This window comes from Winogradskyella echinorum (genome assembly GCF_014297365.1).
GTDB lineage: Bacteria > Bacteroidota > Bacteroidia > Flavobacteriales > Flavobacteriaceae > Winogradskyella > Winogradskyella echinorum.
In genome coordinates this window covers 1514664-1528932 of record NZ_JACOQD010000001.1, presented here as the reverse complement: position 1 = coordinate 1528932, position 14269 = coordinate 1514664, and the positions used below count along the sequence as shown (strand labels likewise).

At 32.4% G+C, this 14269-nt stretch carries 12 protein-coding genes; 11 read left to right on the top strand and 1 reads right to left on the bottom strand.

Features of this window, described 5'->3' with window-relative positions; genetic code table 11:
* The first annotated feature begins 12 nt into the window (after positions 1 to 12).
* From H8K90_RS06820 to rpoN, 11 genes are all read left to right on the top strand, one after another.
* Entirely contained in the window at positions 13 to 969 is a 957-nt protein-coding gene (locus H8K90_RS06820; protein WP_186845164.1) for an L-threonylcarbamoyladenylate synthase, read from the top strand.
* 159 nt (positions 970 to 1128) lie between these two features.
* Positions 1129 to 1584 carry a 50S ribosomal protein L13 gene (rplM, locus tag H8K90_RS06815; protein ID WP_186845163.1) on the top strand — a complete coding sequence of 152 codons (456 nt, stop codon included), beginning with the start codon at positions 1129 to 1131 and terminating at the stop codon, positions 1582 to 1584.
* Positions 1584 to 1970, top strand: a complete 387-nt coding sequence (rpsI, locus tag H8K90_RS06810) for a 30S ribosomal protein S9 (protein ID WP_186845162.1) — start codon at positions 1584 to 1586, stop codon at positions 1968 to 1970. The genes rplM and rpsI overlap by 1 nt, the downstream gene beginning before the upstream one ends.
* Positions 1971 to 2180: 210 nt before the next feature.
* Positions 2181 to 2969, top strand: a complete 789-nt coding sequence (gene rpsB / locus H8K90_RS06805; protein ID WP_186845161.1) for a 30S ribosomal protein S2 — start codon at positions 2181 to 2183, stop codon at positions 2967 to 2969.
* A gap of 82 nt (positions 2970 to 3051) precedes the next feature.
* On the top strand, positions 3052 to 4026 hold the full coding sequence (gene tsf / locus H8K90_RS06800; RefSeq protein ID WP_186845160.1) for a translation elongation factor Ts: 975 nt from the start codon (positions 3052 to 3054) through the stop codon (positions 4024 to 4026).
* 224 nt (positions 4027 to 4250) lie between these two features.
* Entirely contained in the window at positions 4251 to 4958 is a 708-nt protein-coding gene (gene pyrH, locus H8K90_RS06795; protein WP_186845159.1) for a UMP kinase, read from the top strand.
* A gap of 43 nt (positions 4959 to 5001) precedes the next feature.
* A complete protein-coding gene (gene frr, locus H8K90_RS06790; protein ID WP_186845158.1) occupies positions 5002 to 5556 on the top strand; it encodes a ribosome recycling factor in 555 nt (184 codons plus the stop codon).
* Positions 5557 to 5624: 68 nt separating this feature from the next.
* The gene (locus H8K90_RS06785) at positions 5625 to 6905 is read left to right on the top strand and encodes a DUF5686 family protein (protein ID WP_186845157.1); all 1281 of its coding nucleotides are present in this window, start codon (positions 5625 to 5627) and stop codon (positions 6903 to 6905) included.
* A gap of 74 nt (positions 6906 to 6979) precedes the next feature.
* A complete protein-coding gene (locus H8K90_RS06780; protein WP_186845156.1) occupies positions 6980 to 9400 on the top strand; it encodes an efflux RND transporter permease subunit in 2421 nt (806 codons plus the stop codon).
* Between the two features lie 19 nt (positions 9401 to 9419).
* Positions 9420 to 10853 (top strand): asparagine--tRNA ligase, encoded by a 1434-nt coding sequence (gene asnS / locus H8K90_RS06775; RefSeq protein WP_186845155.1) that lies wholly within the window; start codon positions 9420 to 9422, stop codon positions 10851 to 10853.
* A gap of 30 nt (positions 10854 to 10883) precedes the next feature.
* Positions 10884 to 12350, top strand: coding sequence for an RNA polymerase factor sigma-54 (gene rpoN, locus H8K90_RS06770; protein ID WP_186845154.1), 1467 nt, complete (start codon positions 10884 to 10886; stop codon positions 12348 to 12350).
* Here the strand turns inward: rpoN and H8K90_RS06765 are convergent.
* Positions 12347 to 14236 carry a hypothetical protein gene (locus tag H8K90_RS06765; RefSeq protein WP_186845153.1) on the bottom strand — a complete coding sequence of 630 codons (1890 nt, stop codon included), beginning with the start codon at positions 14234 to 14236 and terminating at the stop codon, positions 12347 to 12349. The two genes, rpoN and H8K90_RS06765, sit on opposite strands and share 4 nt — an antisense overlap.
* Positions 14237 to 14269 lie beyond the last annotated feature (33 nt).

Here is a 14269-nt window from a genome sequence, read left to right as displayed (position 1 = left end):
CTCAAATTAAGTATGAGTATCATTTCAAAGGACATATCAAAAGCGGTTGCATTACTAAATGCCGAAGAAATTGTTGCTATACCAACGGAAACGGTATACGGTTTGGCAGGAAATATCTATAGCGAAAAAGCGATAGCTTCTATTTTTGAAACTAAAAAACGTCCATTTTTTAACCCTCTTATCGTTCATATTCCGTCTACAGAATATCTTTCTAATATTGTAGATCACATTCCTGAAAAGGCAAAACGCTTAGCTAATGCTTTTTGGCCAGGACCAATTACTTTAGTTTTAAAAAAGAAAATCACCATACCAGATGTAATTACAGCTGGTAAAGATACTGTTGCAGTGCGTGTACCAAATCACCCTATAACATTAGAGTTACTCAACCAATTAGATTTTCCATTAGCAGCACCAAGTGCAAATCCGTTTAGTAGTATTAGTCCGACTACAGCAGAACACGTTGAAACTTATTTTAAAGACGCTATTAATATGGTACTCGATGGAGGTGCTTGCACAAGCGGCATAGAATCCACTATTATAGGTTTTGAAAATGATGAGCCCATTATTTATCGTTTAGGTTCAACAGCCATTGAAGATATAGAAGCCATCGTTGGTAATATAGAAATAAAGAACACTAAAGAAGTGGCACCTGATGCACCTGGTATGTTAGAACGTCATTATGCGCCTAAGACTAAAACGATTCTAACAGACAATATTTCTACTATAGTAAATGAATATAAAGGTAAACGTATAGGAGTGATAACATTTAAGTCTGAAATTGATAATACTGATATCGCAGTTCAGATTGCACTCTCTAAAACAGGAAATTTATCAGAATCTGCTTCAAATCTTTACGATGTTTTACATCAATTAGACAAGATGCATCTCGATGTTATAATTGCTGAAAAACTCCCAGATTATGGTTTAGGTAAATCCATAAACGATAGATTACTTAGAGCTACAAAATAATCTTTATAATACATTCATTTAAAACTAATTATTTCTTCATTAAAAAAGTTTACGCAACGTTTGGTAATCCAATAGTTTATCGTAAATTTGCAAACTCTTTTTTCGAAGAGGAATGTTTAATCTTTTGCGCTGTGAAGCGTAATAATAAATCAAATTAGTGTGGATACATTAAGCTACAAAACAGTTTCAGCTAACAAAGCTACCGTTAATAAGGAGTGGGTTTTAGTTGATGCTGAAGGACAAACTTTAGGTCGCTTAGCTTCAAGAGTAGCAATACTTTTAAGAGGTAAGCACAAACCTAATTTTACGCCACACGTTGATTGCGGTGACAACGTAGTTGTTGTTAATGCAGAAAAAATCAACTTAACTGGTAACAAGTGGACAGATAAAAGTTATATCCGTCACACAGGTTATCCAGGTGGTCAAAGAAGCCTGACTGCTACTGAATTGTTTGAGAAAGACCCAACCAGATTAGTAGAAAAGTCAGTAAAAGGAATGTTACCTAAAAACAAATTAGGTGCAGCTCTTTTTAGAAATTTAACAGTTGTTTCTGGTACAGAGCATGCTCACGAAGCGCAAAAACCAAAAGCAATTAATTTAAAAGAAATTAACTAATGGAAGTAATTCACAAAATTGGCCGTAGAAAGACGGCTGTTGCTCGTGTGTACGTTGCTAAAGGAAAAGGCAAAATCACGGTGAACAAAAAAGACATGACGGATTATTTTAGTACTGCTACATTGCAATACAAAGTAAACCAGCCTTTAGTCATGACTAACAATGATGGCAACTTTGATATTACTGTTAACGTATATGGAGGTGGTATCACCGGCCAGGCAGAAGCAATACGTTTAGGATTATCTCGTGCTATGTGCGAGCTAGATCCTGAAAACAGACTAGTATTAAAGCCAGAAGGTCTATTAACAAGAGATCCAAGAATGGTAGAGCGTAAGAAATTCGGACAGAAGAAAGCGCGTAAGAAATTCCAATTCTCGAAACGTTAATATCCAAACAACATTTAATTCAGAGTCTGTTCATTCAGATTCTGAATTATCTTATTTTATTGAAATCGTCGAATATTTCGACAAAGTTAAAACCCAGTTATTGTTATCCATGATGGAAACATCAGGATTTAGTTTAGCATCTAAATGGTTAAGGCGAGCATAAGCAACCACTTAATCATTGCTATTCAACAGAACGTAAACTATTACAAAATGGAAAAAGTAGAAGTAAAAGAATTACTTGAAGCAGGTGTACACTTTGGTCACCTAACACGCAAGTGGAACCCAAACATGGCTCCTTACATCTATATGGAGCGTAACGGCATCCATATTATCAACCTTTACAAAACAGCAGCAAAAATTCAAGAAACTTCTGAAGCATTAGCTAAAATAGCAGCTTCAGGAAAGAAAATCTTATTCGTTGCTACTAAAAAACAAGCTAAAGACATCGTTGCTGAAAAAGCAGGTGCTGTAAACCAGCCTTACATTACTGAGCGTTGGCCAGGTGGAATGTTAACTAACTTCGTTACAATTAGAAAAGCCGTTAAGAAAATGGCTTCTATTGATAGAATGAAGAAAGATGGAACATTCAATTCTTTATCTAAAAAAGAACGTTTACAAGTAGATCGTTTACGTGCAAAATTAGAAAAGAACTTAGGTTCTATTTCTGATATGACACGTTTACCTGGAGCTCTATTTGTAGTTGATATTATGCGTGAGCATATTGCTATTAAAGAAGCACAGAAATTAAATATCCCAATCTTTGCTATGGTAGATACTAACTCTGATCCTCGCGAAGTAGATTATTTAATCCCATCTAACGATGATGCTTCTAAATCTATTGACAAGATTTTATCTATCGTAACTTCTGCAGTAGCTGATGGCTTAAACGAAAGAAAAGCTGAACGTGCAGAAAAAGATGGTAAAGCCCAAAAAGCTGATGCTAAACCAGCTGCTAAAAAAGCTGAAAAAGCTCCAGTAGCGGCTCAAGAAGAAGAATAAATAACATTTATACAATATTAAAAGTCATTTAGTTCTTTTCTCTCTTGAAAATTAATTGAATGACTTTTTAAATTTAAAAACTATGGAAAATACTGTAAAAATTACAGCAGCAGAAGTAAACAAGCTAAGACAAGCAACTGGTGCTGGTATGATGGATTGTAAAAAAGCTCTAGTTGAAGCTGGAGGTGATTTTGACAAAGCCATTGAAGTACTGCGTAAAAAAGGACAAAAAGTAGCAGAAAAAAGAGCCGATAGAGATTCTTCTGAAGGTGCTGCTGTCGCTAAAATTAATGCAGACAACACTTCTGGTGTTGCTATTGTATTAGGATGCGAAACTGATTTTGTTGGTAAAAACGAAAACTTTGTGAAATTAGCTAACGACTTAGCTGATATAGCATTAAATTATAATACAAAAGAAGAATTTTTAGCTGCTGATTTTGGTGGTATGACTGTCGCTGAAAAGTTAACAGAACAAACTGGAGTTATTGGTGAAAAATTAGACATCACGGCTTTTGAAAAGTTAGAAGCTCCTTTTGTAGGACAATATGTTCACATTAATAAAATTGCTGCTTTAGTTGGTTTATCTGCAAAAGTAGATAACGCTGAAACTTTAGTTAAAGATATTGCAATGCAAGTAGCTTCTATGGGAGCAACTACATTGTCTTACAAAGATTTTGATGCTGCATTTATTGCATCAGAAACTGAAGCTCGTATCGCAGTTATTGAAAAAGATAATATTGAATTAGGACGTTTAGGTAAGACTTTAAAAAATGTACCACAATACATTTCTATGGCTCAGTTAACTCCAGAAGTATTAACTGCAGCTGAAGATGCTGCCAAAGCAGAATTAAAAGCTGAAGGTAAACCAGAGCAAATCTGGGACAGAATTTTACCAGGTAAAATGGAGCGTTTTATTTCTGATAACACTACTTTAGATCAAGAACAATGTTTATTAGATCAAAAATTTATCAAAGACGAAAAGCAAACTGTTGCACAGTATGTTGAGTCTTATGGTGATGTTGCCGTTACCGGTTTTAAACGTGCTACAGTAGGATAATCTGGTATTACAGAATAACTATATTTAAAAAAGCTTCTCAAATTGAGAAGCTTTTTTTATATCTGTAACTATGGAGAATTTTCACTTTTACAAAAGCTAATAATTATGTAGCTTTGTTCAACTTTCAAAACTACTCATGAAATGAGCTATATTCACTTATTAATTTTAACCGATAAGTTTTTTAGCGAATAACATTAGACAATAAAAAAATAGATAACTATCTAATGAAATATAAAAGAATACTACTAAAATTATCTGGCGAAGCCTTAATGGGAGACCGTCAATATGGTATAGATCCAGAGCGTTTATCAGAATACGCTAAAGACATTAAAGAAATAACAGATTTAGGTGTCGAAGTTGCGATAGTTATTGGTGGCGGAAATATTTTTAGAGGTGTTGCAGGCGCAATGAATGGTATGGACCGTGTTCAAGGAGACCATATGGGAATGTTAGCTACTGTAATTAATGGTTTAGCTTTACAAAATGCACTAGAAGATGCAGATGTAAAAACAAGATTACAAACTGCTATTAAAATTAATGAAGTAGCTGAGCCATTTATAAGAAGAAAAGCAATGAGTCACCTAAGAAAAGGTCGTGTTGTAATTTTTGGTGGTGGTACTGGTAACCCATATTTTACTACAGATTCTGCAGCAGTATTAAGAGCTATTGAAATTGAAGCCGATGTAATTTTAAAAGGAACTCGTGTGGATGGTATCTATACAGCAGATCCAGAAAAAGATAGTACTGCCGTTAAATTTGATCATATTTCTTTTAAAGATGTATTACTAAAAGGTCTAAAAGTTATGGATACTACTGCTTTTACTTTAAGCCAAGAAAATGAATTACCAATTATTGTTTTTGATATGAATAAAAAAGGAAACTTACTTAAAGTAGTTTCTGGTGAAAATATTGGAACTGAAGTAAACGTATAAAATTGGCTTAAGTTTTGATAACTAATATTTAAAAGTTAACACTATGGACGAAGACATTAAATTTATAATAGATACAGCTAAAGAAGCTATGGATGCTGCAATAAAGCATTTAGAAAAACAATTAGTAAACATTAGAGCTGGTAAAGCAAGTCCTGCTATGTTAGGAAGCGTTATGGTAGACTATTATGGCTCTCAGACTCCACTTAGTCAGGTTGCAAATGTTAATACACCAGATGGTAGAACCATTTCAGTTCAGCCTTGGGAAAAAACAATGCTTCAAGAAATAGAACGCGGAATTATGGTTGCTAATTTGGGCTTTAATCCTATGAATAATGGTGAAATGATAATCATAAATGTTCCACCTTTAACTGAAGAGCGTCGTAGAGATTTGGCTAAACAAGCAAAGGCAGAAGCCGAGGATGCTAAAATAGGTATTAGAAATGCTCGTAAAGATGCTATGAATGATATTAAAGGCACTGATGTCTCTGAAGACTTACAAAAAAATGCTGAAATAGATATACAAGAACTTACCGATTCTTACGTTAAGAAAATAGATAGTATTCTAGACGTAAAAGAAAAAGAAATCATGACCGTTTAGTTTTTAATTATAAAACTTACATCTCAAAATTATTGTGATGTTTTTTAAATCATTATTTATAGCACTAAATGCGAAGATGTATTTTTGTTGTTTTACTCCTAACCTTTGCAACAAATAGCTTTGCTCAGGATCCTATTTCTCAAAAAAAGGATTCTACTAAGTCAGCTCAAGATTCTATTAAAAAGATTGAGTTTTTAAAAAATATAGGTAATGGCTATTTACCTTTTAATCACTTTAATGTAGATCTACGCTATCTTATAAAATTTAATCAATACGAAGGTCTTAGAAGTGGTCTTGGTGGTGTTACTAATGATCGTTTTTCTGAACATTATAGAATAAACTCCTACCTCGTTTATGGTTTTAAAGACAAACGGCTAAAGTATAAAATTGGTGGTGGTTTTAGAGTTAATGAGGCCACCAACACATGGATTAACCTTGCTTATACTGACGATTTACAAGAAACAGGTAGCTCTAATTTTTTAACCGATAAGCGCTTTTTTACTTTTTTTGAACCTCGTTTATTAAACATTGATTTATTTCACAGACATATCACTAAATCTATTGCATTAGAACATAGAGCTTCAAATAATTTACTTACAGAAGCACAATTATCTATTAGCAAAATCAATCCAACCTATCAATACAATTTTGTATTAGATGATCGTAATTATAACAAGTATGATTTAAGTATTGCTCAATTGAGCCTTCAATGGAGTCCTTTTAGTACCTACAAATTAGAAAATGATAAAATAAAAGTGGATAAAGAGGGTTATCCTAAATTTACACTTCAATATTCTCAAGGCTTCAACTCTGTTTTTGGGAGTGATTTTAAATTTTCAAAATTAGATTTTAGAACTGTACAACAATTTAATCATAAAAACAACGCTATTACTAACATTACACTTGTTGCAGGTATGGCAAGTGGAGATACACCGATAACTCATTTGTATCATGCATACCCAAATAACATCAGAAAAGAAACTATTCTTCAACGCTTCTCTGTTGCTGGTTTAAATAGTTTTGAAACTATGTACTTCAATGAATTTTTTAGCGATAAATTTTCAACTTTACAATTAAAGCATGCGTTTAAGCCTTTTAAAATTTCAGATTGGTTTAAACCTCAATTGGTACTTATATCTAGATATGCAATTGGAGATATGGAGAATATAGATAGGCATCAAGGTATAAACTTCAACACACTCGACAGACTCTACTCAGAATCTGGCTTTGAAATTAATAAATTGTTTTTTGGTTTTGGGCTAAGCTTTGCTTATCGTTATGGCGGTTATCACTTACCTAATTTAGAAGATAATATTGCTTTTAAATTTACATTTAATATTTCTTTATAGAATAAATTATATTCCTGTTAATTCACTAACAAATCCTTAGGTTTTTTCTACCTTTGCCGCTCATTAATTAATGTATGTTTAAACTATTTACCACAGGGTTTTGGGAAACTATTGCGAGGTTAATTCTTCGTAATAAAATTTTCATATTAATTGCTGTTATTTTGGCGACTGTGTTTTTTAGTATGCAATGGAAACATATGCGCTTTACCTATACAGAAGCTAATATGTTACCGGATGAGCATGAGGTAAACATAACATATAACGACTTTCTAAAAGTTTTTGGTGAAGAAGGAAATCTTATTGTTCTTGGTGTAAAAGATTCGAGTTTGTTTACTGTAAAACAACTGAATGCCTGGAATAAACTTGCAGATGCTTTTAAATCTTACGAGGAAGTTGAAACGGTTTTATCTATAAAGGACCTTCAAAAATTAATTAAGAACACAAAAAAAGAACAGTTTGATTTAGAACCTTTTATTAAAGATTCAATTACAAGTGCTGAGCAGATAGACAAGCTTCAAAACGAATTATTTAAACAATACCCGTTCTACGACAATTTTTTATTTAATGCAGAAACAAGAACGATTAGGTCTGCTATTTATCTCAAGAAAGATATTGTAAACACTTCAGCCAGAAAAGACTTTATAATTGACGTACTGTTACCAAAAATTAAGGCATTTGAAAGCAAAACTGACCTGTCTGTGCGTGTGTCTGGAATGCCATATATTAGAACATTAAACGCACAAAATATAGTTGATGAAATTCCTGTATTTATTGCTGCAGCATTGTTGGTAACCTCTTTAATTTTCTTCTTATTCTTTAGATCTTTTAGAGCCACCTTTATTTCTTTAATTGTGGTTTGTGTTGGTGTCATGTGGACTTTCGGAATTTTAGGCTTACTAGGTTACGAAATCACTGTGCTTACAGCTTTAATTCCACCACTGATAATTGTTATTGGGATTCCTAACTGTATATTCTTAATTAATAAATACCAGCACGAAGTTAAATCTCATGGTAACAAAGTAAAATCTTTACAACGTGTTATTACCAAAGTAGGTAACGCCACATTAATGACTAATGTAACTACAGCATCTGGTTTTGCTACATTTATTCTTACAGAGAGTAAATTACTAAAGGAATTTGGTATTGTTGCTTCATTAAGCATTTTAGCCATATTTATCTTATGTCTTCTTGTAATTCCGATAATGTATACATTTTTACCTTATCCGAAACAACGCCATTTAGAACATTTAAATAAACGTTGGATTGGTGGTTTTGTAGATTGGATGGAACGCATGGTAAAACACAAAAAAATTACCATCTACGTTACAGCATTTATCTTAATTATGGCAAGTATGATTGGTATGAACCAGATTAGAATTTCTGGAAGCCTAATTGAAGATATGCCACAAAACAAGCAGTTTTTTAAAGACATTCGGTTTTTTGAAAATGAATTTAATGGTATTATGCCATTAGAAATTATGGTAGATACCAAACGTAAAAAGGGAGTTATGAAATTAGCAACCTTAAAACGTATTAATGAGCTCGAAGAACTTATTGATGAAACACCAGAATTATCGCGACCAATTTCTGTAGTAAGTTTGGTAAAATATAGCAAACAAGCGTATTACAACGGTAATCCTAAATATTACCAATTACCAACGAGCCAAGAAAATAGTTTTATACTTTCCTATGCTAAAAACTCAAATTCTGATGTCGATTTATTAAAGAATTTTGTGGATAGTACAGGTCAATATGCACGTATCACCACCTTTATGAAAGATATTGGTACAGATAAGATGGAGCGTATAGAAGAAAATCTTCAGAATAAAATAGACAAAGTTTTTCCAAAAGAACGATACAATGTAATAATGACAGGTAAAGCCTTGGTGTTTCAAAAAGGTACTAAATACCTAGTGAGAAATTTAGTTATTTCATTAACGCTGGCTATTTTTCTTATTTCATTGTTTATGGCCTACTTGTTTCGTTCATTTAGAATGATTATAGTATCCTTAATTCCTAATTTATTACCGCTTTTAGTTACAGCAGGTTTAATGGGCTATTTAGGTGTACCTATAAAGCCTTCAACCATATTAGTTTTTAGTATTGCCTTTGGTATTTCTGTAGATGACACCATTCACTTTTTGGCAAAATACAGGCAAGAATTACAGGCTAATAACTGGAAAATTAAAGTATCTGTCTACGCTGCACTTAGAGAAACTGGAGTGAGCATGTTCTACACCTCTATTGTTTTATTCTTTGGTTTTTCAGTATTTACAATTTCCAGCTTTGGTGGTACTGTGGCCTTAGGTGCATTGGTATCTATAACCTTACTATTTGCAATGCTCTCTAACTTACTTTTATTACCGTCGCTTTTACTATCATTAGAGCGTAATATTGCAAATAAAGAAGTATTGAGAGAGCCATCAATTAATATTATTCCTTCGGAAGATGATACCGAAGACGACATAGAAAATAAAGAAGAAAATTTATCTTAGCATTTCAAAAAAATTAAACATGACAACAAAATCTGTAGCAGAACTACTTTCACAAGATGTGACCTTACAAGATGTTACCGTAAAAGGATGGGTACGAACATTTAGAGCAAACCGATTTATCGCCTTAAATGATGGCTCTACTATTAATAATATTCAGTGTGTAGTTGATTTTGAAAATTTTGATGAGGCCTTATTAAAGCGAGTAACAACTGGAGCTGCAATTCATGTTACAGGTGAATTAGTGGAAAGCCAAGGAAAAGGACAATCTGTAGAGATTGTTGTTAAAACTTTAGAAGTTTTAGGAGACTCAGATCCTGAAACTTATCCAATTCAACCGAAAAAACATTCGTTTGAATTCTTAAGAGAAAATGCACACCTACGCACGAGAACAAATACGTTTAGTGCTGTGATGCGATTACGATCTTCATTATCATTTGCCATACATAAGTATTTTAACGAGAATGGATTTTACTACATGCATACTCCCATTGTAACTGGAAGTGATGCAGAAGGTGCTGGTGAAATGTTTAGAGTAACTGGCTTAGATGCGAAGAACCCTCCATTAAACGAAGACGGAACAGTTAATTTTAAAGAAGATTTCTTCGGTAAGGAAACCAACTTAACCGTTTCTGGTCAGCTTGAAGCTGAAACATATGCAATGTCTTTGGGTAAAGTTTACACTTTTGGTCCAACATTTAGAGCTGAGAACTCTAATACTACGCGTCACTTAGCAGAATTCTGGATGATTGAACCAGAAGTTGCTTTTATGAATTTAGCTGGTAATATGGATTTAGCAGAAGATTTTATGAAATCGGTATTAAGCTATGTTTTAGAACATAATAAAGAAGATTTAGAATTTTTAGAAAAGCGACTTTTAGACGAAGAAAAAACAAAACCACAAGCCGAACGCAGTGAAATGAGTTTAATTGAGAAAATTAAGTTTGTGGTTGATAATAACTTTAAACGTGTAAGTTATACAGAGGCAATAGATATTCTGAGAAACTGTAAACCAAACAAGAAAAAGAAATTTAAATATATAATTGAAGAATGGGGAGCGGATTTACAATCTGAACACGAACGATTTTTAGTAGAAAAGCACTTTAAATGTCCTGTAATATTATTTGATTATCCAGCAAACATAAAAGCCTTTTACATGCGTTTAAACGAAGATGGTAAAACGGTTAGAGCTATGGACATTCTATTTCCTGGCATTGGTGAAATGGTAGGAGGTTCTCAGCGTGAAGAACGTTTAGACGTGTTAAAAGAAAAAATGGCTGCATTAGACATACCCGAAGAAGAATTATGGTGGTATTTAGATTTACGTAAATATGGTACAGCTGTACATTCTGGTTTTGGTTTAGGTTTTGAACGTTTAGTTATGTTTGCAACCGGAATGGGAAATATTAGAGATGTAATTCCTTACCCAAGAACACCTCAAAATGCAGAGTTTTAATTACTTTTATAACTAAGCTGAATTTATTTTATGTCATTAAAACAATTTTTACAATTTAAACTTTCACAAAAGCTGTCTCCACAGCAGATTCAACTCATGAAGTTGATTCAGTTGCCTACACAAGCTTTTGAACAGCGTTTAAAACAAGAATTGGAAGAAAATCCTGCACTAGATACTGGGAAAGAATCGGAAACTTCTGAAGATAATATTGATGACTTTGATAATTCTAACGACGAATTCAATGACAACGAAACCATCGAAGCAGATGATATTAATATCGATGAGTATTTAAGTGATGATGAAATCCCTGAATACAGAACACAAGCCAATAATTACAGTGCAGATGATGAAGATAAAAGCGTACCTTATGCTGCTGGTACGTCTTTTACACAACATTTAATCAATCAGTTAAATACATTTAGACTCTCTGAGCAAGACCAAGAAATAGCATATTTCTTAGTTGGTAGCGTGGACGAAAGTGGCTATATACGCCGTTCACTGTCTGATATTACAGACGATTTAGCTTTTACTCAAAATGTTTTTACAACTGAAGAAGAAATTGAAAAAGTACTTAGAATTGTACACCAATTAGATCCTGCAGGAGTTGGTGCACGCAACTTACAAGAGTGTTTGAGTATTCAATTACACAGAAAAGAACAAAATCCAGATGTAGAATTAGCTATTGCCATTATAGACAAAGGTTTTGAGCAGTTTACAAAAAAGCATTACAAAAAGTTAATGCATAAATTTAGCATTGACGAAGAACAACTTAAAGACGCTATAGAAGAAATAGAACGTCTCAACCCAAAACCAGGAGGTTCTTATGCAGGTAATAATAAAATTGTTGAACACATTGTACCAGATTTTGCTATTAAGATTGTTGACGGTGAATTAGAGCTAACACTCAACGGCAGAAATGCTCCAGAGCTTCATGTCTCACGAGAATATAACAATATGCTTAAGGGTTATAAAGACACTAAAGAAAAGTCTAAAGCTCAAAAAGATGCTGTAATGTTTATTAAACAAAAGCTTGATGCAGCTAAATGGTTTATTGAAGCGGTAAGGCAACGCCAACAAACGTTGTTTGTAACTATGAGTTCTATTATGCATTACCAAAAAGAATACTTTTTAACTGGTGATGAGCGTAAGTTGCGACCAATGATTCTAAAAGATATTGCTGACGAAATTGAAATGGATGTCTCAACCATATCACGTGTTGCTAATAGTAAATATGTAGATACACCTTACGGAACAAAATTGATAAAAGAGTTCTTTTCAGAATCTATGACTAACGATCAAGGTGAAGAAGTTTCAACTAGAGAAATTAAGAAAATTCTTGAAACCGTTATAGAGGAAGAAGATAAAAAGAAACCTTTAACAGACGAAGCCTTGTCTAAAATATTAAAAGAGAAGGGGTATCCTATAGCTAGACGTACTGTGGCAAAATATAGAGAACAGCTAGATATTCCTGTGGCACGATTAAGAAAAGAGCTTTAGTCCTTACAACTTTCGCAATAGCTTTTTCTTAAGTAGTCGTTTCTGAGTAATTGAAATGTTACACCTCCATCTTCAACAGCATTAAATAAAGTACAGTACCGCTCTTTATTTAGATTTATTGCATTAAGCATTATAGCCCTATAATCATCTGTTTTTGTTAATTCTTCATTAATGAGTGTTAGATTTAAATAGTAAAATAATAAATCTTCATCTACTTCAATAGAACGCGCTCTATTAGTTAGCAACTCGGCAGATTCTTCAATATTAGCATAATACGATAAGAATTGTGCTAAACTAAAATAATCAAAATCTGAAAGCTTAATTTTTTTATAAGAATTGGTGATATAACTCACAGACTTGTCTTTGTTAGCATAGTCTCTCTTGCGCATATAATTCTCACTTTTAATAATATGATAATTTATCATCATTCTGTCTATAAGCTGTTTCGCTATACCAAAGCTTTTAAGTCCGTATATTTCAGTCTTTAATTTTTGTTCATTAACAGGTTCGAAATTATATCTCCAAATTTTAATTTTTAATGCCACTAAATTATAACGCACCTTAGCATTTTTAGAATCTAATTTCTTTAATGCTTCTAGTTCGTCTCTTACTATTATTATCTGGCGTTCATTTAACTGATATTTTATAGCACTATTATTATTTAAGAAGTTGATGTATTTTAATTGGTTCGGAATTTCCATCTGTTTTAATACATCTGGAGAGATTTCCTTATTTTTTAATTTTTCAAAAAGTGAATTTTGTATTTGAGATGCTTCATCCAGTCTATCAGCTTTTATAGATGAATTAAATAGGTTAACTAACTGGACTGGAGACTTTGCTTTATAGATATCCTTTTTCTCGAGTTCTAAGGTAATTACGGCTTTTCTGTGATTTTTTAAATATGGCTCCATCTCTTTAGAAAATGCACCTACTAACTTTGATTTTAATTGTGATTTACTGAGTTCTTTTAAATTTTCATAAGGACTCCCTTCAATATCATTTAAAAACTCAACCCAATTTTCTGAAGATGTAATTGACGTTTTAATTGTTGGTTTTTGATACGTTTGTATTGCTTTTGCTATACTATTAGCACGTTGCTCTTGTAGCTCAATATTACGTTCTAAGCTTCCTTCTATGGACGAATACGCTTTAATATTAATTGTTTTAATATTAAAATCTGTTAAGTTTAAAGAATCGTAAACAGGTTTTATATCTTCTGGCGAATACTCAGATTTATTTTTTTTAAATGGAATTGTAAATTTAAGAGTTTTATATCTAATCTTAAACTGTTCTTCTGTATTTACTACTTTTTCATTTTTAAAACTTATAGAATCGAGATACATTCCCATATCTAATAAGTCCCATCGATAAGCTTTTAAGTCAAAAATAGTTTGATATCTGCAAAGTACTTTATTAGCTAAAAATAAAATATTATACTCTAATTCTTTATCTTTTATATTGTCTGGTACTTTACCAACTAATACTCTATAAGTGTTTTTATCTATAGATTTTAACCCACTTTTTAATCTTGATGAAAATACTGGCCTTAATAATGTCCCTTTTATTTGTTCCATTTCAATGGCTTCAATATCACAGTCATAAATTTCTTTAGAGACAACATCTATAGCAATACCATCATTAGCATTTTTAAACAATTTATTAAACCAAGCTTTATCATTGACCTGAAAATAAAGATTACTATTTTCTCTTTTTATTGAAAATTGAACTTCTTTAGGTTTTTGCTGAAATGCAGCAAAACAACTTCTACATTCATTATTTCGCTCCACTTCTGTTTTAGGAAAGACTATACCATAATTGCCTTGAGCCAAGGTATAATTGATGCCAAATAAAATTAGCACACTAAGAATTATGTGTTTTTTGATCATTAGTTATGTTTTTCTTTACCAATTTAAGAAAAT